The sequence below is a fragment of the Aeromonas sp. 600282 genome (assembly GCF_049175755.1).
GTDB lineage: Bacteria > Pseudomonadota > Gammaproteobacteria > Enterobacterales > Aeromonadaceae > Aeromonas > Aeromonas veronii_A.
This window is the reverse complement of sequence record NZ_JAAKVR010000005.1, coordinates 18411-41613: the sequence shown is the minus strand read 5'-3', so window position 1 is coordinate 41613 and position 23203 is coordinate 18411. Positions and strand designations below refer to the sequence as shown.

Genomic DNA, 23203 nt, shown 5'->3' with positions numbered 1-23203 from the left:
CGATAATCGCTCCTTTTTTGCTTTCTTGACCTGCCTGTTACCAACGTGACAACACCATCGGCATCAGTCCTTGTGCAGCCAGGGGGTCAGTCGCAGCACGTCACCCTGCAGGCGCAGTTGCCCGGCAGCGAACGCGGCCAGTTGCTCATTGCTTAGCAGCAGGTGGCCTTCCTGCCAGGGCAGCGCTTCCTGACGGGCGCCATCAATCAGATAAGCAGTGCCGCTCTGCTGCACCAGGGTAATGCGTACCCCTTCCATCTTCGGCAGGAAGTGCTTGCCGACCATGCCCGCCATCTTGTCGAGCAGCGACTGCATCTGCTGCTGACGGGCCGCCAGCTCGGCCAGCGGCAGCTCGGGCCCGTTCGGTGCGTCAGCCATCACCTGTACCGTCATATCGCATGTAGCGTGCTCTTCTTTCAGGCCGACGGTTACGATCCCCTTGTCGAGGTTGAGATCCTCATCAAAAGGCAGGCGCAGTTCGCTATCGATTGTTACCTCGCCCGCAACCTCCTTGCTGTCGGTTGCAACCCGGGCAAAGGTGAGGCCACAGCGCTGACCATTTTGCGGATCGGTCAGATAAAACCCCAGTCTGGCGTGACCAAACTCCCCTTTGGCAAAGGTCTTCATCTGGCTGTAGAAGGTGCTGTATTGCAGATCCAGCACCGGCTCAGCCAGCGCCAGCCCTGGCAGCAAGAGCGTGGCCAGCAGGCTCTGGCGCACAGCCTTGGTCACTCCATATCGACGGGTCATTCAACGTCCTTTTGCATCATGCATTGAAATGGTTGGGGCCTTCTGTCACCTCGTTAACCTCTACCCCCACCCCGCAGAGATCCCGATAGAGGATCCCCTTGCAGTTGAAATAGAGCGGTGCCACCCAGATAAGCCCCAACCCCATGGGGATCAGAGCCAGGAAGAAGAGCGCGGTCATCACGCCGTGGAACAGCACAATGCTGGGCCAGCCGCGCGCAAAGAGTTTAAGAGAGACCAGAATGGCCTGGGGCGGCGTCAGGCCGCGCTCCAGCACCAGCGGGACGGTAAAGAGCAGCCCCATACCGATCAGGGCCGAGGGAATGAAAGAGAGTACGGCGGGCAATCCCAGCAGATCGAATAGCGGGCCAAACAGGCTGGTGAGCAGACTGCCAAGCAGGCTCAACATGCCGAGGCGTACAAAGTGGCGGAAGAAGTCGAACACCTGGTTGGCGCGGGCACGCACCCCGACCGACTGCTGCAACCCCAGCATATCGAGGGAGCTGGTCATGGGGGCCATCACCACCGTCATCAGCAGGCTCAGTACCATGGCCACATTCATCTGGCTGTCATCCCCCAGATAGGGCAACAGCAGCACATTGCTAAGCAGGATCCAGATCGCCATCACCCCGACAATCGCCAGCAGCAGGCCAAATCCGGTACGGCGGGTCTGTTGCCATCCCTCCTGGATGACCCCTTTCAGATCAAGGCGGTAGCCCTGGTTCAGAGACTGCTCAAGGGAGCCGCCAATACGCATTTTATTACTCAATTGACTATCCAATATCGAAAACGACCAAATCAGGTGGCACATTATAGCGATTTGGTCTGCTATTCGTAGCCGTTTTTCCTGCGCACTTGCGGCTAATTCGGGCCAAAAAGCCTTTAATTTCATGTGTCGGCTGCATAGAATGCGGCCCTCTTTCAACACGATGGCCACTGGCTGGGGTGAGACTGGCGGATGATGAACAATCCACAGGTAATTGTCGCGCTGAACAAGATCAGCAAAAAATACGATGGCAAGGTGATCCTGAGTGACCTTGACCTTGAAATCTATGACGGTGAATTTCTTACCCTGCTGGGCCCTTCCGGCTGTGGCAAGACCACCCTGCTGCGCCTGCTGGCCGGGCTCGAATCGGTCGACGGTGGCACCATTCATCTGGCCGGTGACGAGATCACCCATATCCCCGCCGAACACAGGCACATCAACACCGTGTTTCAGAGCTATGCGCTCTTCCCCCATATGACGGTGTTTGAAAACGTCGCCTTTGGCCTCGAGATGCAGAAAGTGCCTGCCAGCGAGATCCGCCAGCGGGTCGAGGAGACCCTCGCCATGGTACAGCTCACCGAGCTGGCCAATCGCCGCCCGGATCAGCTCTCCGGCGGGCAGCAGCAACGGGTCGCCATTGCCCGCGCCGTGGTCAACAAGCCCCGCCTGCTGCTGCTCGACGAATCCCTCTCGGCGCTCGACTACAAGCTGCGCAAGCAGATGCAGAGCGAGCTCAAGGCGCTGCAGCGTCGCCTTGGTATCACCTTTGTCTTCGTTACCCATGATCAGGAAGAGGCACTCACCATGTCTGATCGCATCCTGGTGATGGAAGGCGGCAAGATCATCCAGCGCGGCACCCCGCGCGATATCTACGAATCGCCAGCCAATCTGTTCGTGGCCCGCTTTATCGGCGAGATCAACGTGATGGATGGCAAGCTGATCAGCCAGCGCGAGCCCGGTATCTGGCAGGCGGAGGTAGAGGGGCGCGAATGTCTGCTTCATACCACCTTGCCGTTCCAGCCTGACGACAAGGTGCTGGTACTGCTGCGCCCGGAAGATCTGCGCATTCTCGATCAGGATGACGATCAAAGTGGCGCGCTGCGGGGCAACATCCGCGAGCGCAACTACAAGGGGGCGACGCTGGATTCGGTGATCGAACTCGAAAGCGGCAAACAGCTGCTTATCTCAGAGTTCTTCGACGAGGATGACCCCGACTTTGACTACCGTCTGGGTCAGGAGGTGGCGATCCACTGGGTCGACAGCTGGGAGGTGGTGCTGCCCTATGAGCCTCACTAATCTGCGGGTAGCGCACAGCTTTGCCCACAACGGCTTTCGCAACGGGGCCATCGCGCTGATCCTCGGCTGGCTGACGCTGTTTGTCTTCCTGCCCAACCTGATGATCATCGGTGTCAGCTTCCTCACCCGTGACGAGTCCGAGCTTATCGCACCGCTCTTTACCCTGAGCAACTATGGCCGCCTGCTGGACCCCCTCTATTTCGAGGTGCTGCTCCACTCCCTCTGGCTGGCGCTGCTCGCCACCGCCATCTGCCTGCTGGTGGGCTACCCCTTTGCCTGGATGCTGGCCCATCTGCCAGCGCGTATCCGCCCGCTGCTGCTGTTTCTGGTGGTGGTGCCGTTCTGGACCAACTCCCTCATTCGTACCTATGCGCTGAAAGTGCTGCTCGGCACCCGGGGGCTCATCAATGGCTGGCTGCTGGATCTGGGGATCATCGAGCGGCCGCTGCAGATGATGTATACCGAGGTGGCCGTCATCATTGGGCTGGTCTATGTGCTGCTCCCCTTTATGGTGCTGCCGCTCTACTCCAGCATCGAGAAGCTGGATGGCCGTTTGCTGGAGGCGGCGCGAGATCTTGGCGCCAACGGCTGGCAGCGACTGGTGCGGATCATCCTGCCCCTCACCCTGCCCGGCATCATCGCCGGTTGTCTGCTGGTGTTCCTGCCCGCCATGGGGATGTTCTATGTCTCCGATCTGCTGGGGGGCGCCAAACACCTGCTGATCGGCAACCTGATCAAGACCCAGTTCCTCAACAGCCGTGACTGGCCCTTCGGCGCGGCCATCAGCGTGATGCTAACGGTACTGATGGCACTCTTGGTCTACTGCTACTGGCGGGCGGGCAAGCTGCTCAGCAAGAAAGGGGAGCTGGCATGATGCGCGCACTGAAGGCTCTGTTCCTGCTGCTGGTGTTTGGCTATCTCTATGTGCCCATCGGGGTGCTGATCGCCAACTCCTTCAACCTGTCGAAATATGGCATCGACTGGCGCGGCTTTACCCTGGGCTGGTATGAGAAGCTGTTTGCCAGCGCCAGCCTGATGCAGGCGGCCCAGCACTCCCTGACCATCGCCGCCCTCACCGCCACCGCCGCCACCCTGATCGGTACCCTCACCGCCGTGGCGCTGTTTCGCTATCGCTTTCGCGGCAAGCAGTACGTGAGCGGCATGCTGTTCGTGGTGATGATGTCCCCCGATATCGTGATGGCTATTTCGCTCCTGACCCTGTTTGTGGTCACCGGCATTGCGCTGGGCTTCTGGTCGCTGCTGATCGCCCACATTACCTTCTGCCTGCCGTTTGTGGTGATCACTGTCTACTCGCGGCTGTGCGGTTTTGATGTGCGGATGCTGGAAGCTGCGCGGGATCTGGGGGCTGGCGAGTGGATCATCCTGCGCCGCATCATACTGCCGCTGGCCCTGCCGGCGGTGATGGCGGGCTGGCTGCTCTCCTTTACCCTGTCGCTGGACGACGTGGTGGTGAGCTCCTTTGTGACCGGCCCGGCCTACGAGATCCTGCCGCTCAAGATCTACTCCATGGTCAAGGTGGGGGTCTCCCCCGAGGTCAACGCCCTGGCCACCCTGATGCTGGTCGCCTCCCTCGGGATGGTGCTGCTGGCGCAACTGTTACTGCGTAAACGGCAGGGTTGACCCTGCCCGTTTCGTCCCCGCCATCTTTGGCGAACTCTGTCACGGTAGGCCGCAAGGCCCCATAACCCCAAGGAGTTGTTGATGACAATCCAACACAAGGCCAGCGCCCTGCTGGCAGCCGCCCTCACCCTCACCACCCCGCTGCTGAGCCAGAGCGCTTACGCGGCCGACGACAAGGTGGTCTACTTCTACAACTGGTCGGAATATGTGCCGGACGGCCTGCTGGAGCAGTTCCAGCAAGAGACCGGCATCAAGGTGATCTACTCCACCTACGAATCCAACGAGACCCTCTACGCCAAGCTGAAAACCCATGGCGACGGCTATGACGTGGTGGTGCCCAGCACCTACTTCATCTCGAAAATGGCCAAAGAGGGAATGCTGCAGCCGCTGGATCGCGCCCAGCTGCCCAACTTCAAGCACCTCGACCCCACCCTGCTCAACCACGAGTACGACCCGGACAACCGCTACTCCATCCCCTACATCTGGGGCGCAACCGGGATCGGCACCAACACCGACATCATCGAGCAGCCGGTCACCAGCTGGAAGCAGCTCTGGGCACCGGAGTGGAAAGAGAGCCTGCTGCTGATGGACGATGCCCGCGAGGTGTTCCATATCGCGCTGGTGCAGCTGGGTTACAGCCCCAACACTCAAGACAAGGCGCAAATTTCTGAAGCCTTCGAATACCTGAAAAAGCTGATGCCCAACGTCAAGGCGTTCAACTCCGACAACCCGGCCGACCCCTTTATCGCCGGTGAGGTCAATATCGGCATGCTGTGGAACGGCTCGGCCTACGGCGCCCAGCGCGAATATCCCTCCATCCAGATGACCTACCCCGAAGAAGGCGCCGTGCTCTGGATGGACAACCTCGCCATCCCGGCCAAAGCCAAACATGTGAAAGAGGCCCACGCCCTGATCAACTTCCTGATGCGCCCCGATGTGGCCGCCAAGGTGGCCGAGGCGATTGGCTACCCCACCCCGGTCAAGGATGCTATTCCACTGCTCACCCCGGCGTTTCGCAATAACCCCATGGTCTTCCCGAACGACGAGATCAAGCGCAAGGGCGAATTCCAGTCCGATGTGGGTGATGTCTCCCGCCTCTACGAGCAGTACTTCCTGCAGCTGAAAGCCATGGTGGCCAAGGCCGGTTAAATCGGCGGTTAATCGGCCCTCACGGGCTTAATGGATAAAGGGGGCAATATTTGCCCCCTTCTCTTTTTAACCACCAGCTCAATTTTTAAGCACGACAGTCATAGACACAGAGAGGCACAGGCGCGCATCGATTAACAGCAAAATATATAGATAGTCATCTTTAAGCCAGACAGACCACAATTTTTGTAAGTGCTCCACTGCAGCCGGCTTCAGATCAAATTTGTAGGGAAATATGAGGGGGGCGATGTATTTCTCCATTTAGAAGGGAGGAACTCATAGCGACCCCACTGTGGAGATATAGGCAAAATGGATGTGTTTATGGGGAATAACTGTGCAATTTTATCGAAACAGCTAACGTCCGATTACGATTCGCTAATCTAACTAACAGTCTTTATACCCCCTTTTCATAGGATAAATTATTATTTAGTGGATCGCCATATGCACTCTCTAAAACAGTATTTTGTTTATAGCTTGACATTTTTTCCTCCATAACGAATTTAAAATTAACTATCGATGGTAGCGGTTTATTATGAACTTTATAGTTACGTCTATATGTGTTTACTTCACTTTGATTCAGTCGCTTACAAACAACACCACCTTTTGATTTGTTAAGACCAACATCTGGTCGGCATGAAATATTTACACTCCCCAGTTTTAACTCACTCCAATTGCTGTATGCTGAAGATAAAAAATACCCTTGACGATTATGTTGATCTGAAGGGTTAGCTTTCAAATTAGCCTCCAACTCGGAACCTGCCTTCACTATAAAATAGCCAACAGAATCTAACACCCAATTACATCGGCCAGGCAATAAATAGTCTTTTGACACTTTTACACTGAATCTGTTTGATTGATATTTCTTAATGGGGTTATCTATTTGCCATCCCCTGAGTCTAGTATTTGCAGGTATAACTCCGAACGCATAAAAAGTTTTGCTGCAAGTAGAGTCAGTTTTATTAGATGCAATGAAAGTACTATTAACAGCTAATTGATACCCCTTATCAAAAGGAAACTCGCCCTGAATAGTAAACAATTCTGTTGGGGTGGGATTAATCTCTGGCTCAATATAGGGCTCTTTAAGCCACCAGTACCACCCTCCGCATATCACTGCCAAAGCTACAAAACCCGATATCAGTTTGGTTTTATTTTTGATATTGCTTGACTTTCCCTTGTCATCATCCATTGATCACCTCTTTATTTTCCTTAACCTACTTCCTACCTTTCCTTAAAACTCTCAATTTCGCTGAGTTTCACTCCCCTTCTCTTAGTAAACAACATGGCTACTGCATATATATTTTCAACTCCCTACATGCTATTTTATAACCGGATTAAAGCATGATAAAACATTACAGCTACCATGACAGCAGTGGAAAGTTTGTAGAAGAACATGGTATCAAACGCAAACGATTGCAGTCATCAAAAAGTTATCTAAAAAGGCCGTTTTCTGTTTGATGATCTAAATGAAGATCAATCTTGTTAGATAGGATTCATTGTAACGACCCAAACATTAGAATATCTGATGACGATCAGATCGTGCAAGAGCGGGAGAACAACCAAGGACGCTACTGTGCCCCAGTCCTTTCAGTACCAACCACCCATCCTCAGGTATCAATTATCCCATCAAGTTCAACACCATCTGATTTGCGCCCTTAGCCGAGGAATTTATGAAATGGGCAAACAAACCGATTAATTCTGCGCTTTTTCATCGCCCCTTAGGGGTGTAGATTGGTTGGGGGCAAACGTTGCCCCCTCTCTTTTTTCATGACCCCTCGAGATATCACGGAAAACACGCTTTTCGCCGATATCGCGGGTGGCCTGAGCCAATCAGGAGTATTCATGTCCGATCTGACCCTCTATTTCGCTCCCGGCACTTGTGCCATGGCCGTGCAGATTGCCCTGCTGGAAGCGAATGCCCTGTTTCAACCCCGTCTCGTCAACCTCGCCGCAGGGGAGCAGCGTGATCCTTCGTATCTTGCCATCAACCCCAAAGGGCGGGTGCCTGCCCTTGTCACCGAGCAGGGCACCCTGACCGAGACCCCGGCCCTGCTGTACTATGTGGCACAGCGCTTCCCCGATGCCAAACTGGCGCCGCTGGACAACCCGTTCCTGCTGGCCCGCATGCAGGAGGTCAACAGCTTCCTCGCCTCCACTGTGCATGTCTCCCATGCCCACGGTCGCCGTGGCAGCCGCTGGGCCGATGACGAGCAAGCCATTGCCGCCATGCAGCAGAAAGTCGCCAGCAATATGCGCGATGGCTTTGCCCAGATTGAGCAGCACTATCTCGCCGGTCCCTGGGTACTCGGCGAGCAGTTCAGCGTGGCGGACATCTATCTGTTCGTGGTCGCGGGCTGGCTGAAAAGCGATGGGGTCGAGATCAGTGAATTCCCCAAAGTGGCCGATCATTATCAACGCATGCTGAGCCGTCCGGCGGTCGCCAAGGCACTGGCCAACTAACCATAAAATCAATAGCTCGATGAATAACAAGGGTGCCAGGGCTCTGCTGACACCCTTCCTGCCTCCTCCCCTGTACTTCTTCTCCCGCCTTTGAGATCGTTTTCACATTTCCGTGGTTTTGCCGTGGCCCTTCCTTAGTAAAAAGCCTATCTTTGCGCCATGACGCAACCGGTTGCGTAACCGGTTGCCTAGCGGTTCACAGATTGACGGGCCAAGGCCTGATGAGGTGCTGTATGAAACGAGGCGTACTGCTCAATGCTCCCCTGAGTGCTCTGGTGGCACAGATGGGCCACACCGACGAGATCACCGTCTGCGATGCCGGCTTGCCCATTCCGGCAGGTCCGGAGCGGATCGATCTGGCGCTGATGGCGGGGACGCCCAGCCTTGCAACCGTACTGACCGCCCTGCTCACCGATCTGGTGGTGGAGAAGGTGATCATGGCGAGCGAGATCAAGCAGATCAGCCCCGCCGCCCATCAGGCGCTGGTCGATCAGCTTGAAGCGCACGCAGCCGCCCAGGGCAAGCCCATCGCCATCGAATACTGCCTGCACGAAGAGTTCAAAACCCGCTCCCGCCAGAGCAAGGCGATTGTGCGCAGCGGCGAGGTGACTCCCTACGCCAACCTGATCCTCTGCGCCGGTGTGGCGTTCTGACATTCTTCAAAGAAGGCCTCTTCAAGGAAGCTGCAAATGAGCACAACCTCCCCCCTCTCACCCATTCTGGAGCTGACCGGGATCGTCAAGACCTTCCCCGGTGTGCGCGCCCTCGACGAAGCGGGTCTGCGGGTCTATCCGAGCCAGGTGATGGCCCTGCTCGGTGAAAATGGCGCCGGCAAATCCACCCTGATGAAGGTGCTGACCGGCATCTATCAGGCCGATGCGGGCAGTGTCAGCTACCGCGGTCAACCGGTTCACTTCAAGGGCCCCCGGGACTCTCAGGATCAGGGGATCAGCATCATCCATCAGGAGCTGAACCTGCTGCCGGAGTTGTCGATTGCCGCCAACATCTTCCTCGGTCGCGAACCGCGCACCCGTTTTGGCAGCATCGACCACAAACAGCTGCGCGAACGGGCAAGCACCCTCCTGGCCCGTTTGGGCGTTAAACACGGGCCGGATACCCGACTCGGGGATCTCTCCATCGGCGAACAGCAGATGGTAGAGATTGCCAAGGCGCTGTCGTTCGATGCCAGCGTCATCATCATGGATGAACCCACCGATGCGCTGACCGATACCGAGACCGAGCAGCTGTTCAAGGTGATCCGCGAGCTGCGTGAGCAGGGTTGCGGCATCGTCTATATCTCCCACCGCCTCAAGGAGATCTTCGAGATCTGCGATCGGGTCACTGTGCTGCGCGATGGCAAGTGGATTGGCGAGAAGGCGGTGAGCGATCTGGATGAAGACAAGATCATCGAGATGATGGTAGGTCGCCGACTGGAAGAGCAGTACCCGCGTCTTGAGCGCGAGCTCGGCCCCGTCAGCCTGCAGGTGAAAGATCTGGCCGGTCCCGGTGTGCGCGGGGTGAGTTTTTCCCTGCGTCAGGGGGAAATTCTGGGCTTTAGCGGCCTGATGGGCTCCGGCCGCACCGAGCTGATGAAGCTTATCTATGGCGCAAGTCCCATCAGCGCCGGTGAAGTGGCAGTGGACGGTCATGCTCTGGTGCCCAAAAGCCCGGCCGACGGGTTGGCCGCAGGCATCGCCTATATCTCCGAAGATCGCAAGGGGGATGGCCTGGTGCTGGAGCTGTCGGTGCGCGAAAACATGAGTCTCTGCGCCCTCGACGAGTTCATCAGCAACGGCAAGATCGACGGCAAGGCCGAGCGGCAGGCGGTGAGCGACTATGTGCGCCTGTTCAACATCAAGACCCCGAGTCAGGATCAGCTGATAAAGCTGCTCTCCGGCGGCAACCAGCAGAAGGTGGCCATCGCCAAAGGGCTGCTGACAAGGCCCAAGGTGCTGATCCTCGACGAGCCGACCCGCGGCGTCGACGTGGGGGCGAAGAAGGAAATTTATCAGCTGATCAACCAGTTCAAGAAGGAGGGGATGAGCATCATTCTGGTCTCCTCCGAAATGCCGGAAGTGCTCGGCATGAGTGATCGCATCATGGTGATGCATGAAGGGCGCATCAGCGCAGAGTTCAACACCCGCGATGCCAATCAGGAGAAGCTGATGGCGGCGGCAGTCGGTAAACAGTGGCAAGCAGAGCAAGAGGCATCCCAATGACAACCCAAACCCTTTCCCGCCGTGGCGTCATGAGCAAGGCGTGGTGGATCGAGAACAAATCCCTGGTCGCGCTGCTGGTCCTGATTGGTGTGGTCTCCTTTCTGAGCCCCAACTTCTTCACCGCCGACAACCTCCTCAACATCCTGCGCCAAACCTCGGTCAACGCCATCATGGCGGTCGGCATGACGCTGGTTATCCTCACCGCCGGTATCGATCTGTCGGTCGGCTCGGTACTGGCTCTGTGCGGTGCGCTGGCGGCGACCATGGTCGCCATGGAGCTACCGATCTGGCTGGTGGTGCCCCTCACTCTGGGTGCCGGTGCCCTGCTGGGCGGCGTCAGCGGCCTCATCATTGCCAAGGGCAAGGTGCAGGCATTTATCGCTACCCTGGTCACCATGACTGCCCTGCGCGGTATCACCATGGTCTATACCGAGGGTCGCCCCATCTCCACCGGTTTCAGTGACGGCGCCGATCACTTCGCTTGGCTCGGTACCGGTTACCTGTTCGGTCTGCCGGTGCCCATCTGGCTGATGGCCATCGTCTTCCTGCTCGCCTGGTTCATGCTCAACCACACTCGTCTGGGTCGCTACATCTACGCGCTGGGCGGCAATGAATCGGCTACCCGCCTCTCCGGCATCAATGTGGATCGGGTGAAGCTGGCGGTGTATGGTCTGTGCGGCGCGCTGTCGGCACTGGCGGGTCTTATCGTCACCTCCCGCCTCTCCTCTGCCCAACCGACCGCCGGCATGGGTTACGAGCTGGACGCCATCGCCGCCGTGGTGCTGGGTGGTACCAGCCTGATGGGCGGCAAGGGCCGCATCATGGGGACCCTGATCGGTGCCTTGATCATCGGCTTCCTCAACAACGCCCTCAACCTGCTCGACGTATCCTCCTATTACCAGATGATCGCCAAGGCCAGCGTGATCTTGCTTGCCGTGATGATCGATAACAAAAGCAATCGTTGATAAGACAAGCCACACACAAGGAATGAAATGATGAAAAAGCTCAATACCCTGCTCGCTGCCGCCATCATGTCCGTGCTGGGCACCGCCCATGCCGCCGATCAAACCCTGGCGATGGTGGTCTCCACCCTCAATAACCCCTTCTTCGTCACCATGAAGGAGGGTGCCGAAGCCAAGGCCAAGGAGCTTGGCTACGAGCTGGTGGTGCTGGATTCCCAGAATGACCCGGCCAAAGAGCTCTCCAACATGGAAGATCTCACCGTGCGCAAGGTCGGCGCCATCCTGATCAACCCGACTGACTCCGAAGCGGTGGGCAACGCCATCCGTCTGGCCAACCGCGCCAACATCCCGGTACTGACTCTGGACCGCGGCGCCGCGCAGGGTGAGGTCAAGGCTCACATTGCCTCTGACAACGTGGCGGGCGGCAAGCTGGCTGGTGACTTTATCACCGAGAAACTGGGTACCGGTGCCAAGGTCATTCAGCTGGAAGGGATTGCCGGCACCTCCGCCGCCCGTGACCGTGGCGAAGGCTTTGCCCTGGCCGTAGCAGCCAACAAGCTGCAGGTGCTGGCTTCCCAGCCTGCCGACTTTGACCGCACCAAGGGTCTGAACGTCATGGAAAACCTGCTGGCTGCCCATCCGACCGTACAGGCTGTGTTCGCCCAGAACGACGAGATGGCGCTGGGTGCTATCCGCGCCGTGCAGGCTGCCGGCAAAGAGGTAATGATCGTCGGCTTCGACGGCACTGACGATGGCAAAGCCGCCGTTGCCAAGGGTAAACTGGCCGCCACCGTGGCCCAGCAGCCTGCCCTGATCGGTGCCATCGGCGTCGAGACTGCCGACAAGGTGCTGAAAGGTCAGCCGGTCGAGAAATCCATTCCGGTACCGCTGCAAGTGGTCAGCAAGTAAGTGCTCGAGGGGAGGTTCGCCTCCCCTTTTCCCTTTCGTTCAGGTGCCTCCCGGCTTGGGCTCACTCAGTCACAGTGTTCAAGCCAAGATGCATCAGGAGTAGTCAACATGAATCGTCTCGTCGTTCTGGGCAGTGTCAATGCAGACCACGTGCTGCGCGTTCCCCACTTTCCTCGCCCGGGTGAAACCCTGACCGGCCACAGCTATCAGGTGGTGCCCGGTGGTAAGGGGGCTAATCAGGCAGTCGCTGCCGCCCGCCTCGGCGCTCCCGTCTCCTTTATCGCCCGCATCGGTGATGACGCCATCGGCCACCAGATGAAGAGCGGTTTTGCCAAAGACGGTATCGACGTCAGTGCTGTCGAACTCGATCCCAAGCTCCCGACCGGTATCGCCATCATCTATGTGAGCGATGAGGGGGAGAACAGCATAGGTATCTCCGCCGAGGCCAACGGTGCCATCACCCCTGCCGTGGTGAAAAACCACGAAGCGATGATCGCCGACGCCCACACCCTGCTGTTGCAGCTGGAAGTGCCGCTGGAGAGCGTCCATGAAGCTGCACGGCTGGCCCGCGCCCATGGTACCCGGGTGGTGCTCAACCCCGCCCCCGCCCGTCCGCTCTCAAGCGAGCTGCTGGCGCTGGTCGACCTTATCACCCCCAACCAGACCGAAGCAGAGCTGTTGACCGGCGTAAAAGTCACCGACGAAGCGAGCGCCCGCGAGGCGGCAGCCCGCTTCCACCAGATGGGCATTGCGGACGTGATGATCACCCTGGGCGCGCAAGGGGTTTACTGCAGCAACGCCCAGCAGCAACAGCTGATCCCGGGCTTTCGGGTCAAGGCGGTGGATACCACTGCCGCGGGCGATACCTTCAACGGCGCCCTGCTGGCGGCGGAACTGGCTGGTGCCGATTTCCACAGCGCGGTGCGCTTTGCCCACGGGGCGGCGGCACTCTCCGTCACCCGATTCGGCGCCCAGAGCTCCATCCCGAGCAAACAGGAGGTTGACGCCTTCCTACTTGAGCAGACTGCGCAGGGGCACTGATGGCCAATATCAAGGAGGTGGCGGCGCTGGCGGGGGTGTCGACCACCACCGTCTCCCACGTCATCAACGAGACGCGCTTCGTCGCCGAGGAGACCCGCGAGCGGGTCTTTGCGGCCATGCGCGAGCTCAACTATGCCCCGAGCCTGGTGGCTCGCAGCCTCAAGGTGAAGGAGACCAACAGTATTGGCATGCTGGTCACCACCTCCAGCAACCCCTTCTTTGCCGAGGTGGTGCGTGGGGTGGAGCGTTACTGCTTCGAGCAGGGCTACAACCTGATGCTGGGCAACACCGAGGGGCAGGCAGAAACCGCTCTCTCCTACCTCAAGATGATGCTGCGCAAGCGGGTCGATGGCCTGCTGATCATGTGCAGCGAAGGACAGCAAGAGGTGTTCAACCAGCTCGACTGGCTCAAAAGCCTGCCGGTGGTAGTGATGGATTGGGGGCTGGTCAGTGAGGATGTTGACCTTATCGCTGACAACTCCTTCCACGGCGGTTATCTGGCGACCCGCCATCTGATTGAGCTGGGCCATACCGCCATCGGTTGCATCACAGGCCCCCACAGCCGCGCCCCCGCCAACCAGCGCCAAGCTGGCTTCGAGCAGGCGTTGCAGGAGGCAGGTCTCACGCTCAATCCTGACTGGATCCAGGAGGGGGACTTTGATTGCGCCAGCGGCCATCAGGCGATGACTCGTCTGCTGGCATTGCCCGAGCGCCCCACCGCCCTCTTTGTCTGCAACGACATGATGGCGATGGGGGCTATCAGTGCCGCCCATCAGGCGGGGCTGGTGATCCCCCGGGATATCTCCATCGTCGGCTATGACAATGTGGCGCTGGCCGAATTTATGTCGCCGCCGCTCACCACCGTCAATCAGCCCAAAGAGGAGCTGGGGCGCCTCGCCGTCACCCGCCTGCTGGCGCGGATCAACGGCGAAGCGGTGGAGAATCACCTGATCACCGTCGACCCGGACCTGGTGATCAGGCAATCCTGCGCCCCTCGCACCTGACGTTCAGGGGCAATAAACGAAACAAGGCGACCCCGAGGTCGCCTTGTGTCATTTTGTCTCTTGCCAGTGCAATACCTCTTTTTGCCCTCAGGCCAGCGACCTAGTCTTCCTGGCTGCCAGCACTTGCAGTGGCGCCAGCCCCAATCGTCTTGCCAGAGGTTGCAGCAACTCGCCATCTTCATCACCCTGCGGCAGCCAGTAGCGGACAGGCCAGCCTGCTGCCAGCTGTGCCGCGGTGGTGCTGCCAATCTCTCTGAGCGCCAGAGTGCAACCCTGCTGCCGCAATCCCGCCAGCAAGACACCATCCGGCTGCAGCGTCGGTATCAGCAACACCAGCGGCGTGCGGGAAGCCCCCGGCAGATAGGCCAGTAGATGGGTCAGCTGGGCCTGGTTGTCGAGCGGGACCAGCAGTGCCTGACCATCGGCATACTGCGCCTCGTGCGCTTGCAGCACACGGGCCAACACGGGCCCAAGCACACCGCACTCCTGCAGCCAGCGCATATGGCAAGGCACTCCCTGCTCACGCCACTCAAGCGCCAATTGCCACATCTCGTTGCCCTGCCCGTCCGTCAGCTCCTGCAATGCCACTCGCAGCGGTGCAGGCTCGCGCCCCGCCAGCCACTCTCGCAGCTGATGAAGCTGCTGCTGACTCAACTGCAACTGCTGCAGCATGGCTGGCTCAAACCAGCTGATCGCCCCCTCCTGGCTACGCTTGGCCTGGTTGAGGGCCAGGATGGCCTGATCCAGCAGCCGGGCGGCATCCTGTTGTTGCGCCTTGGCGACCCCGAGCCGACAGGCCAGATCGAAGCTGCACTCCCGTGTCACGAACTCGAAATGGAGCAGATCCACCAGCTCATGAATGGCGGTTTCCAGCGCATCATTCGCCTTGGTCAGCACCACTGCAAATTCATCTCCGCCGAGGCGGTAAGCGTGGCTGCCATGGGCCTGCTGCAGCTTGTTGGCCACCATCTGCAACAGCCGATCACCGACCTGATAACCCAGCAGATCATTGACCTGCTTGAAGCGCTTGAGATCGAGCACCACCAAAGCGCTCACCTCGCCGGCATGCAAAGCGCGAGAGAGCTGCTCCTGCAGGGCACGGCGGTTGCCAAGCTGGGTCAGGGGATCGAGCAGGGCAAGCCGACGGTTCGCCAGATTGGCGCGAATGAGGGCAGCGACCAGAGCGCCACCGGTCAGTAGCAGGATCAGTTGCCAGATCTGCAGCCAGAACAGGCTGTTGCGGATTTGGCTGACCGAATGCTCCCGCTCCTGGCCGGAGAGGATCTGATCCCCTATCTGTTCGATGAGACGGGTCTGGCTGGCGATCGCCTCCTGCAAGCGGGCAAGCTCAGCCCCCTCGCGCAGCACACCGGCCTCCATCTGGGGTTCGAGCTGCTTGATCTGCTCGAACAGGGTGGCCAGCACCTTGCCGAGTCCGTGCCGCTGGCGCATCTCGGCGGTCTCGCTGCTGATGAGGAAGATGTCGAGCCGGTTCCACAGCAGATCGTAATCGAGGCTCAGGGTCTCCATCGTCACTCTGCCGGCCCGATAGAGCTGCAGATCGTAGAGGAAACGCTGGGATTCGAGCATCACCTGGCTGATGTTCCAGTGGACATTGCGGTAGAAGGTATCGACCAGCTGCTCCTGCCGATGCTGCAGATAGAGGCTGCTGCCCGACGAGATCAGAAACAGCAGCGACACCGCAACCAACAGCAGTTTGTGGCGGGACAGCCCCATCAATCGACGATCTCGATGCGGGTCACCTGCCACACCATGCAGTTATGAATGGCAGGCACGTCCAGCTTGGGATAGGTGGTGAACGGGATGAGCAGCCATAGCGGCCCTTTGTTGCGCCGGGTCAGCGGTTTGCCGTCCTCCTGACGCACCAGGGTCAGCTGCACGCCGTCGAACAGGGCCAGATCCACCACCTGCTGATAACCGTTGAGGGCCGAGACGACAATCTTGCGGGCATCCGGGATCCCTTGCGCCGCCAGCACGGCTGACAGGGTCGGCCCGCGATAGTGGTGGGCGCCCTGGGTCCAGGGGGTAGTGGTGGTGAACTCGGTCTGTGGCAAGGCGGAAAGGGCCGTCTCATCGAGGGTCACCTGCTGGCCGCCTGGCAGTACCAGGGTCATCAGGGGAATGGAGGCCGATACACTGGCACTGGCCAGCATCAAGAGAAAAAAAGCGATCCATTGCTTTACTGCGTTCATGGTAATTTGCGCCAACTGCGTCCCATTTTTTGTGGCTGCCAGTGTGGCGATTTCACCGTTCCATTGCAACTGCCCGATCGCACACTAGCTCAGGGACCGCGCATCTCCATCCAGTTGTGCCCCTCGACTTGCCTCGGTTGATGAATGCCGCACGCCTCCAGCAACTCATCGACATAGGCGGGTACCAGCAAGGAGGCCGGCCCATAGCGTTTTTCGTCAAACTGGCTACCCACCTCGCTCGGCTCGAGATTGAGCTCTATGGTGTGGGCCCCGTTCAATCCCGCTTCGTGCACGAAACCGGCGGCCGGATAGACGGCGCCCGAGGTGCCGATGGAGATGAACAGATCGCACTGGGCCAGCGCACTATAGATGCGATCCAACCCGAGCGGCATCTCGCCAAACCAGACCACGTGGGGGCGCATCGGCTGGGGGAACTGGCAGCAGGAGCAGAGCTCGTCCTGATGGAGATCCCCGCGCCACTCGATCACCTGACCGGACTCCGGGCAGCGAGCCTTGAGCAGCTCGCCGTGCATATGGATAAGGTTCTTGCTGCCAGCACTCTCGTGCAGATTGTCGATGTTCTGGGTGACCAGCGTCACCGAACCGGGCAGCAGTCGTTCGAGGCGGGCCAACGCATAGTGGGCCGGATTGGGGTGAACCTGGGGCTGTTGCAGCTGTTTGCGGCGGGAGTTGTAAAAGCGCAGCACCAGATCGGGATCACGGGCATAACCCTCGGGGGTCGCCACGTCCTCGACCTTGTGCTCTTCCCACAAACCGTCGCAGGCACGAAAAGTCTTGATGCCGGATTCGGCAGAGATCCCCGCTCCGGTCAGGATCACGATATGTTTGTATGACTGCGCCATAAGCTGCTCCGTCTATCCCCGCATAATAGTGTGACCTTAGCACAGGGAAAAAAGCGCCACTATTCGCCCTTGGTCTTAAAAGCTTGGCGTGGCTGTGCGGGCAACCACTCATCCAGCACGGTCAGATCGAGCCTGACAAAAACCATCTCCCGCCCGGTTACCAGGGTCAGCGGCAGACCAAGGCGCTTGAGCAAAGTGAGCATGGGACGATTCTGGGCCAGCACCTCCGCGGTCCACTCACAGATCCCCTCAGCTCGGGCCAGCAGTGCCAGCGCCAGCAGAATGCGCCGTCCCGCTCCCTTGTGCTGGAAATGATCTGCCACGATGCAGGAAAATTCGGCACGCTCCGGATGGAGTCGACGCCGGATGGACTGAGCCTGAGCCAGCGGCTCACCGGCAAGATCGGTCAGCAACAGCGAGATCTGGTGTTCGGGATGGTAATTGAGAAACTGGGCCACCTGCTCCGGCGGTGGCCTCCGTTTGGGGCGCATAAAACGCAAGTAGATGCTCTCCTCACTGAGCGCATCATAGGCGGCCAGCATACGGTCAGGATCCACCCCCTGCAGCTCTCGTAGCAGACAAGGTTGGTCGGCGACCTCCATCGTCAGTGGCAGTACCGACCGCGAAGCCGGATGGGGCCAGCCTGCCAGCCCCTTGCAGAGACGCTCCCGATGGATGGGCCAGCAGAGATAACGGGGCACGGGTTACCAGCGCCCCGCAATACCCTGCTCCCGCCACACCTCGGCGTCGAGCAGATTGTAAGGATCATCGAGATAGACGGCGATCCCCAGCTCTCTGACTCGGGCCATAAAGCGTCCCAGCAGGGAGTCCATGGCCAATGACTCTATTTCGGGTAAAAGCGCCTGCCCCAGCAGCAAAGCGCTCAACGGCAAACGCTCCAGCAGATCGAATGGCAAATGCTGGCTGTTATCGAGCAGCAACGCCAGCTTGCTCCCCGCCAGACTCGCTTGCAGTACCAGCGCAAACCGCTCTCCATTGCTCAACAGGTGATCCCGACGATGGATCAATAATGTCAGCTCTGTGGGGCTACGTGACTGATCCGTCAACCACTCTTTAAGTGCCTCCCAGCGGCCGGGTAAACCCGTTACCGCCAGCCAGACCGGATGAGGAGTCGCGGGGCTGGAGAGCAGGCCAAGTTGCCCCTGCACTTCCCCCTGCCAACGACGAATTGTTCGACGTTGGCCACTCAGCCGACGCTGACGCAGAGGCCCCAGATAGAGTCCGCGCAGCAACCTGAGCAACTCGTTGCCATCGAGTGGCTTGGCCAGTGCAGCGAGCACATTGAAACCGGCATCGTGCAGCAGACGGCGGGCACCGTCGATCAATGTCTGCTCGTGCGCCGACAAGAGAATGATCGGCAACCCGCTGCGCTGAATTTGCGGCTGGCTCATCAGCAGGCTGATGGCATCCTGCTCCACCAGACTGAGATCACACACCAGCAGACTGATGTCGCCAGCCTCCAACGCAGCAAGACAGGCGGTTTCATCCTGCACCCACTGGCAGGAGAGCCCCAGTTCGGCGATAGCCTGCTGTAACTGCATCCCCTGAAACGGGTGATCTTCTAGCAGCAGCACCCGCTTGGCCGCCAGCCAGTTGTTCCAGTCACGGTAACTGGCGGCAAGTCCTCCCAGCCAATCTTCACCAATGGCATAAATTCCCTGATGATGCTGCAACTCGGGGAAATAGTCCGCCTGCTGGTGAGCGGCAGGATCGTAAAGGGCAATGGCTCCTGCCGCAAACAACCCTTCCCACTGCCAGCAGGCGTCCGGTTGGGTGCGCTGCAAAGTGACATAGGAGGGGAGTGTCGTGCTCTTTGCCAGCTCATGGGAGGCCCGATCAAGCGCATACAGCAAGACAGGGCAAAAATCTGCCGCCTCGTGCTCTTCCGAGTCGAGCAACGCCAGCAGTTCTTCATCAGTAATGATCATCTTGGGTCCTTTTCGAGAAATGCTGGCTGAACTCATCCAACGCCCGGTTCAAACTGCTCTGGAGATCTGGATGAGGGGCTTGTTGCCACTCGTCAATCACCGTCACCAGCGCCGTGGCTCCTACCATTCTGGCGGCCCCCTTCAGCTTGTGTAAAGCAGCATTCACGCCAACTTCATCTTCTTCTGTGCAGCAGCGTTCAAGTTCGGCCAAATCATCACGGGTAGCCTTCAGATAAAGGGCAGCCAGTTCATCGGTCAGCAACGAGGCAACCGGCGTCGGGGCGACAGCATTGCTCCCCTCTTTGCCAATATGGCGCAGCAAGGTCGCCAGCACCTTGAGGGCGACCGGCTTGTCCAGATGACCATCGCAACCGCAGGATTGCAGCTCCCTTGCCGCTTGCTCACTGAGATCTGCGGTGATCACATAGACCGGAAGACGGGCCCAACGCGCGGATTTGCGCAATTGCCTGCACAGTTCGGCCCCGTTCATCACCGGCATCTGCAGGTCTGTCAACACAAGATCCACCTGGTGCTTCACCAGCATCTCCAGCGCCAGCTGCCCATTGGCGGCACTGACTACGCTTGCACCGAGTTGCCCCAGTTGCATACAGATCAGCTCCCGGTTGACATCGTGATCCTCAACCAGCAGTACCCGCATACCAAGCCCGGGCTGCATCTCACCCACAGGTTGCTCTGATGTCATCCGTGGCTGGAACAGGCTGATCATGGTGCCCGGCACCCAGGACTCCCCCTGCCATGACCAGTGATACAGACTATCCTCGTCTCTCTCGGCCTGCAGCAGATCAACCGCACGACTGGCAACATGAATACCGAGCCTGGACAACCAGGGCGTGACCCCCAAAACCTCATCGTGAGGCAGTGAGAGGGATAACTGGCGTACTCTTGGCTGCCAATCGATATCTTGCTGAACCTGTTGCAACGGCAACTCGCAGAAGAAGCGGCTACCACCGCCCGGGCGTCCCTCGACATCGATCAACCCGCCCATCTGCTCGAGCAGCTGCTTGCAGATCGCCAGACCAAGGCCGGTGCCCGGCGCCCGCAACTGCCCTTCAACAGCAAACTGTTCGAATGGCATAAAGAGAGTAGGACGCATCTTGGCGGTGATCCCCGGCCCTTCATCATCGACCCCGAAGCGCAAGGTCGATGCGACTACCTCGACCCACAGCACCACTTCCCCACGCAGGCTGAACTTGATGGCATTGGAGAGCAGGTTGTGGAGCACTTGCCGTACCCGATGGGGATCGAGAGTCAGCAAGGCTGGCAAGGCGGGGTCAAGCCGCAATCGTAATTGCAGCCGCTTGGATCTGGCCTTGCTCCAGTGCACCGCCGCCACGTGCTCGCACAGCTCGGCGAAATCGGTGGGCTGGGGCGAGAGGGAGAGTTTGCTGTTTTCGTTGCGACTAAAGTCGAGTACATCGTTGAGCAGGCCGAGCAGCTCATCCCCCGCCTGACGCACCCGCGCCAGCGCCGAATCCTGTTCTCTCGACAAAGGGGTGCTGGCCAGCCACTCAAGCAAGCCGAGCATGGCGTTCATCGGTGTACGGATCTCGTGGCTAATCGCCGCCAGGAAACGGCCCTTGGCCTGCACCGCCTGCTGCGCCTGTTCATGGGAGTGCTGCAATGCTTGATCCTGCTCGACCCGGGCAGTGGCATCCTGCATCACCGCATAAATTCGCCAACCATGCGGTTGACTGCGGCCACGGCCATAGAGCTGCAACCAGCGCAGACCCTTGGTCGGATGGTGATAGCGCAGGGTGAATGCGAAGGGTTTGCCAGCCTGCAACATGGCGAACATCTCACGGCTTACCCGGCGGCGATCCTCGCGCTCAAGCATAATGAGCACCCGTTTGGGCTCACGGCGGATCTGCTGGCTCGCCAGCCCCAGCAGCTCGTAACAGCCTCGGCTGATAAACTCGATGGCCCCTACCCGTCCCCGCTCGAACATAAACTGCAGCACTACGCCGGGGACTGTATTGGTCAGGGCACGCAGGCGGCGCTCTGCCTGACGTAGAAAACGGGCCTGCTCACGCAGCACACTGATATCCGACAGGGCGATGAGATCGGTGGCAGGTGCTTGCTTGTCCAGCCGCAGCGGATGCTGGGCATAGGCGAAGACCTGCTCCCCCAGCACCAGCTCCCCTTCGCTCTTTTGCGGCTGAACCGGCGGCAGCATCAACTGCTGAGAGTAGCGCAGGGCCAGACGTCGCCCCTGTTTATTGGATTTGATCACCTTGCCCTGGCTGTTGCGCAGATAGACGGGCACCGGCAACGCCTGAAACATGGTTTCCCGCAGCTCGCTCTCGATGGCCAGCGCCTTCTCGGCGGCGTGACGCTGGGCCACTTCCCTTGCCAGTTGCTGGCGGGAACGCCAGATCCCGCCGATGACAATGCCGCTGATCAGCAGTGCCATGGCGATGGAGCCAAACCAGGCGGCGTAGCTCACACCGGGTTGCTGCACGACGAGCAAGCGGCGCCAGCGCTGGTTAAGTTCGTCGATCTGGGTGCTGGTCAGCGCCATCAGGTTGCGGTCCATCACACCGGCTAGCTCGGTCTGACTCTTGTTGATGGCAAAGCCTAGGCCGAAACGATCTTCCAGCTCCTCGATATCGAGCCCTTCCAGCAAGTTGGTACGCTGGGGATATTGCAGCTGATATAGCTCGCTCAGCATGGCGTCAGCCTTGCCTTGCTTGATCGCTGCTAACCCCTGCTCGAGGCCGTCGGTGCGAAGCCACTCCTGATCACCAAGCAGGGCGAGCAAGGAGGGATCGTAGAGGGATTCAGGTACCAGAATACGCTGCCGCTTGAGCTGGGTGATGCGATCGGCAGCCAACTTGCGCTTGCTGATCAAGGCAAACCGATTGGTGGAGATCGTCCGACTGAAAATGAACTGATCCGTCAATGCCGGGGATTCCGGCAAGCCGGCCATCATATCCGCCTCACCAAGGCGCAGCTTTTCTACGGCCTCCGCCTTGCTGGCTGCAGGTACCAGCTTGTATTTCAGGCCGGTCTCCTGGGTGACCCAGCGCAGCACATCCGCGCTCCACCCTTTCGGCTCCCCCAGATCATTGACACCGCTATAGGGCATCAACTCGGGATTGACCACAAGACGAATGGTGCGCCCGCGGCCGGATAACCAGGCCTGCTCGGTATCGCTGAAGTGGGGTTGGTTGACGTAGAGCGACCCCTGATCGAGATAACGGGCCAGATCGGTATAGATAGTACCGGCGGGCATATGACGGATCAGGGTGTCCACCAGATTGGCCAACTCCGGCTGATCACGCATCATCAGGCGATAGCTGATGATCCGATCCTCACCAAACAGGCGGCGCAGGCGCAAACCATCGGCAGGAAACTCGCGCATCAGATAGCGCAGTTGCAGATAGTCCCCCAGATAGGCATCACCCTTGCCACTCTGCAGCGCATCGTAGACCTTCTCTCCGCTCTTTAGGGAAATAATGCGTGCCTGAGGATAGAGCTCGTGCAGCAGGCGGGCAGAGTCTGCCACCGAGTAGACCAGAAAGCGGGCCTGTTTGAGATTTTCACCCTTGTAGAGGATGGCGGCATCTGTCTCCATCATCGGACGACTTAACCGCATGCCCTCCACGGCCTTCTTGCGGGTTCCGACATAGGGAATGATGTCGCATTCCCCCTCTGCGAGCCCGTTGCGCAATGTCTGCCAATCGGGCAACTCTTTGAGCACCAGCGGAATCGGGAACAGCTCCTGCAACCGGGCAAGACGATCCTTGAGCAGTCCCCCCTCGGCCATCAGGTATGGTGGAGGAAGCGTCGCAGGATAGCAGAGCGAAAGCTGGCTAAGTGAATTTACATAGGCTTGGGTCGCCGGCGCCAACGGCAGCACTGTTGTCTGCAAAGGCTTGGCGTGCAACGGCAGTGCCAGTACGGCACCCAGAAGAAAAACGGGGAATTTGGTCATCTGAAAACAAAAGCCAGGCATCTGCCTGGCTTTTT

At 59.0% G+C, this 23203-nt stretch carries 20 protein-coding genes; 11 read left to right on the top strand and 9 right to left on the bottom strand.

Going from position 1 to position 23203, the window contains the following annotated elements:
* Positions 1-63: 63 nt before the first annotated feature.
* Together G5137_RS06840 and G5137_RS06835 are read right to left on the bottom strand one after the other, a co-directional pair.
* Entirely contained in the window at positions 64-750 is a 687-nt protein-coding gene (locus G5137_RS06840) for a DUF2987 domain-containing protein (RefSeq protein ID WP_368174065.1), read from the bottom strand.
* Between the two features lie 16 nt (positions 751-766).
* Positions 767-1504, bottom strand: a complete 738-nt coding sequence (locus G5137_RS06835) for a hypothetical protein (RefSeq protein WP_279502858.1) — start codon at positions 1502-1504, stop codon at positions 767-769.
* 201 nt (positions 1505-1705) lie between these two features.
* Between G5137_RS06835 and potA the strand changes: the two genes are divergently transcribed.
* The 4 genes from potA (at position 1706) to G5137_RS06815 (ending at position 5599) form a co-directional block, all read left to right on the top strand.
* Positions 1706-2809, top strand: a complete 1104-nt coding sequence (gene potA, locus G5137_RS06830; protein WP_005351940.1) for a spermidine/putrescine ABC transporter ATP-binding protein PotA — start codon at positions 1706-1708, stop codon at positions 2807-2809.
* On the top strand, positions 2796-3683 hold the full coding sequence (potB, locus tag G5137_RS06825; RefSeq protein WP_421255124.1) for a spermidine/putrescine ABC transporter permease PotB: 888 nt from the start codon (positions 2796-2798) through the stop codon (positions 3681-3683). The genes potA and potB overlap by 14 nt, the downstream gene beginning before the upstream one ends.
* Complete coding sequence (gene potC / locus G5137_RS06820; RefSeq protein WP_005336644.1) at positions 3680-4450, top strand: spermidine/putrescine ABC transporter permease PotC; 771 nt, start codon at positions 3680-3682, stop codon at positions 4448-4450. The genes potB and potC overlap by 4 nt, the downstream gene beginning before the upstream one ends.
* 81 nt (positions 4451-4531) lie before the next feature.
* On the top strand, positions 4532-5599 hold the full coding sequence (locus tag G5137_RS06815; protein WP_421255123.1) for an extracellular solute-binding protein: 1068 nt from the start codon (positions 4532-4534) through the stop codon (positions 5597-5599).
* A 391-nt stretch (positions 5600-5990) separates the two neighbouring features.
* Here G5137_RS06815 and G5137_RS06810 read toward each other — a convergent pair whose 3' ends face one another.
* Positions 5991-6782, bottom strand: coding sequence for a hypothetical protein (locus G5137_RS06810; RefSeq protein ID WP_266134629.1), 792 nt, complete (start codon positions 6780-6782; stop codon positions 5991-5993).
* A gap of 653 nt (positions 6783-7435) precedes the next feature.
* Here G5137_RS06810 and G5137_RS06805 point away from each other — a divergent pair.
* The 7 genes from G5137_RS06805 (at position 7436) to G5137_RS06775 (ending at position 14188) form a co-directional block, all read left to right on the top strand.
* Positions 7436-8053 (top strand): glutathione S-transferase family protein, encoded by a 618-nt coding sequence (locus G5137_RS06805; protein WP_266134628.1) that lies wholly within the window; start codon positions 7436-7438, stop codon positions 8051-8053.
* A gap of 233 nt (positions 8054-8286) precedes the next feature.
* On the top strand, positions 8287-8706 hold the full coding sequence (rbsD, locus tag G5137_RS06800; protein WP_021230086.1) for a D-ribose pyranase: 420 nt from the start codon (positions 8287-8289) through the stop codon (positions 8704-8706).
* Between the two features lie 36 nt (positions 8707-8742).
* On the top strand, positions 8743-10272 hold the full coding sequence (rbsA, locus tag G5137_RS06795) for a ribose ABC transporter ATP-binding protein RbsA (protein ID WP_421255122.1): 1530 nt from the start codon (positions 8743-8745) through the stop codon (positions 10270-10272).
* Complete coding sequence (gene rbsC / locus G5137_RS06790) at positions 10269-11237, top strand: ribose ABC transporter permease (protein WP_005336670.1); 969 nt, start codon at positions 10269-10271, stop codon at positions 11235-11237. The genes rbsA and rbsC overlap by 4 nt, the downstream gene beginning before the upstream one ends.
* A gap of 30 nt (positions 11238-11267) precedes the next feature.
* Positions 11268-12143, top strand: coding sequence for a ribose ABC transporter substrate-binding protein RbsB (rbsB, locus tag G5137_RS06785; protein ID WP_005351947.1), 876 nt, complete (start codon positions 11268-11270; stop codon positions 12141-12143).
* Positions 12144-12251: 108 nt separating this feature from the next.
* The gene (gene rbsK, locus G5137_RS06780) at positions 12252-13184 is read left to right on the top strand and encodes a ribokinase (protein ID WP_216962783.1); all 933 of its coding nucleotides are present in this window, start codon (positions 12252-12254) and stop codon (positions 13182-13184) included.
* Entirely contained in the window at positions 13184-14188 is a 1005-nt protein-coding gene (locus G5137_RS06775) for a substrate-binding domain-containing protein (RefSeq protein WP_216962786.1), read from the top strand. The genes rbsK and G5137_RS06775 overlap by 1 nt, the downstream gene beginning before the upstream one ends.
* An 87-nt stretch (positions 14189-14275) precedes the next feature.
* On the opposite strand, the gene G5137_RS06770 is transcribed toward G5137_RS06775, so the two are convergent.
* The 6 genes from G5137_RS06770 to G5137_RS06745 all read right to left on the bottom strand — a co-directional run bounded on the left by G5137_RS06770 (position 14276) and on the right by G5137_RS06745 (position 23189).
* Entirely contained in the window at positions 14276-15925 is a 1650-nt protein-coding gene (locus G5137_RS06770; protein ID WP_421255121.1) for a diguanylate cyclase domain-containing protein, read from the bottom strand.
* Positions 15925-16401: a hypothetical protein gene (locus tag G5137_RS06765; RefSeq protein ID WP_421255120.1), complete on the bottom strand. Its 477-nt coding sequence runs from the start codon at positions 16399-16401 to the stop codon at positions 15925-15927. Before G5137_RS06765 ends, G5137_RS06770 begins: the two co-directional genes overlap by 1 nt.
* An 89-nt stretch (positions 16402-16490) precedes the next feature.
* The gene (cobB, locus tag G5137_RS06760) at positions 16491-17264 is read right to left on the bottom strand and encodes a Sir2 family NAD+-dependent deacetylase (RefSeq protein WP_421255119.1); all 774 of its coding nucleotides are present in this window, start codon (positions 17262-17264) and stop codon (positions 16491-16493) included.
* A gap of 59 nt (positions 17265-17323) precedes the next feature.
* Entirely contained in the window at positions 17324-17965 is a 642-nt protein-coding gene (locus G5137_RS06755; RefSeq protein ID WP_421255118.1) for a GNAT family N-acetyltransferase, read from the bottom strand.
* A gap of 3 nt (positions 17966-17968) precedes the next feature.
* The gene (locus G5137_RS06750) at positions 17969-19213 is read right to left on the bottom strand and encodes a response regulator (RefSeq protein ID WP_216978764.1); all 1245 of its coding nucleotides are present in this window, start codon (positions 19211-19213) and stop codon (positions 17969-17971) included.
* Positions 19200-23189, bottom strand: a complete 3990-nt coding sequence (locus tag G5137_RS06745) for an ATP-binding protein (protein ID WP_421255117.1) — start codon at positions 23187-23189, stop codon at positions 19200-19202. The genes G5137_RS06750 and G5137_RS06745 overlap by 14 nt, the downstream gene beginning before the upstream one ends.
* Between the last annotated feature and the right edge of the window lie 14 nt (positions 23190-23203).

Excerpts from the sequence above, each read along its gene's own strand:
- G5137_RS06840 (WP_368174065.1), bottom strand. The coding sequence starts at position 750 with ATGACCCGTCGATATGGAGTGACCAAGGCTGTGCGCCAGAGCCTGCTG.
- G5137_RS06835 (WP_279502858.1), bottom strand. The coding sequence starts at position 1,504 with ATGCGTATTGGCGGCTCCCTTGAGCAGTCTCTGAACCAGGGCTACCGC.
- potA (WP_005351940.1), top strand. The coding sequence starts at position 1,706 with ATGATGAACAATCCACAGGTAATTGTCGCGCTGAACAAGATCAGCAAA.
- potB (WP_421255124.1), top strand. The coding sequence starts at position 2,796 with ATGAGCCTCACTAATCTGCGGGTAGCGCACAGCTTTGCCCACAACGGC.
- potC (WP_005336644.1), top strand. The coding sequence starts at position 3,680 with ATGATGCGCGCACTGAAGGCTCTGTTCCTGCTGCTGGTGTTTGGCTAT.
- G5137_RS06815 (WP_421255123.1), top strand. The coding sequence starts at position 4,532 with ATGACAATCCAACACAAGGCCAGCGCCCTGCTGGCAGCCGCCCTCACC.
- G5137_RS06810 (WP_266134629.1), bottom strand. The coding sequence starts at position 6,782 with ATGGATGATGACAAGGGAAAGTCAAGCAATATCAAAAATAAAACCAAA.
- G5137_RS06805 (WP_266134628.1), top strand. The coding sequence starts at position 7,436 with ATGTCCGATCTGACCCTCTATTTCGCTCCCGGCACTTGTGCCATGGCC.
- rbsD (WP_021230086.1), top strand. The coding sequence starts at position 8,287 with ATGAAACGAGGCGTACTGCTCAATGCTCCCCTGAGTGCTCTGGTGGCA.
- rbsA (WP_421255122.1), top strand. The coding sequence starts at position 8,743 with ATGAGCACAACCTCCCCCCTCTCACCCATTCTGGAGCTGACCGGGATC.
- rbsC (WP_005336670.1), top strand. The coding sequence starts at position 10,269 with ATGACAACCCAAACCCTTTCCCGCCGTGGCGTCATGAGCAAGGCGTGG.
- rbsB (WP_005351947.1), top strand. The coding sequence starts at position 11,268 with ATGAAAAAGCTCAATACCCTGCTCGCTGCCGCCATCATGTCCGTGCTG.
- rbsK (WP_216962783.1), top strand. The coding sequence starts at position 12,252 with ATGAATCGTCTCGTCGTTCTGGGCAGTGTCAATGCAGACCACGTGCTG.
- G5137_RS06775 (WP_216962786.1), top strand. The coding sequence starts at position 13,184 with ATGGCCAATATCAAGGAGGTGGCGGCGCTGGCGGGGGTGTCGACCACC.
- G5137_RS06770 (WP_421255121.1), bottom strand. The coding sequence starts at position 15,925 with ATGGGGCTGTCCCGCCACAAACTGCTGTTGGTTGCGGTGTCGCTGCTG.
- G5137_RS06765 (WP_421255120.1), bottom strand. The coding sequence starts at position 16,401 with ATGAACGCAGTAAAGCAATGGATCGCTTTTTTTCTCTTGATGCTGGCC.
- cobB (WP_421255119.1), bottom strand. The coding sequence starts at position 17,264 with ATGGCGCAGTCATACAAACATATCGTGATCCTGACCGGAGCGGGGATC.
- G5137_RS06750 (WP_216978764.1), bottom strand. The coding sequence starts at position 19,213 with ATGATCATTACTGATGAAGAACTGCTGGCGTTGCTCGACTCGGAAGAG.
- G5137_RS06745 (WP_421255117.1), bottom strand. The coding sequence starts at position 23,189 with ATGCCTGGCTTTTGTTTTCAGATGACCAAATTCCCCGTTTTTCTTCTG.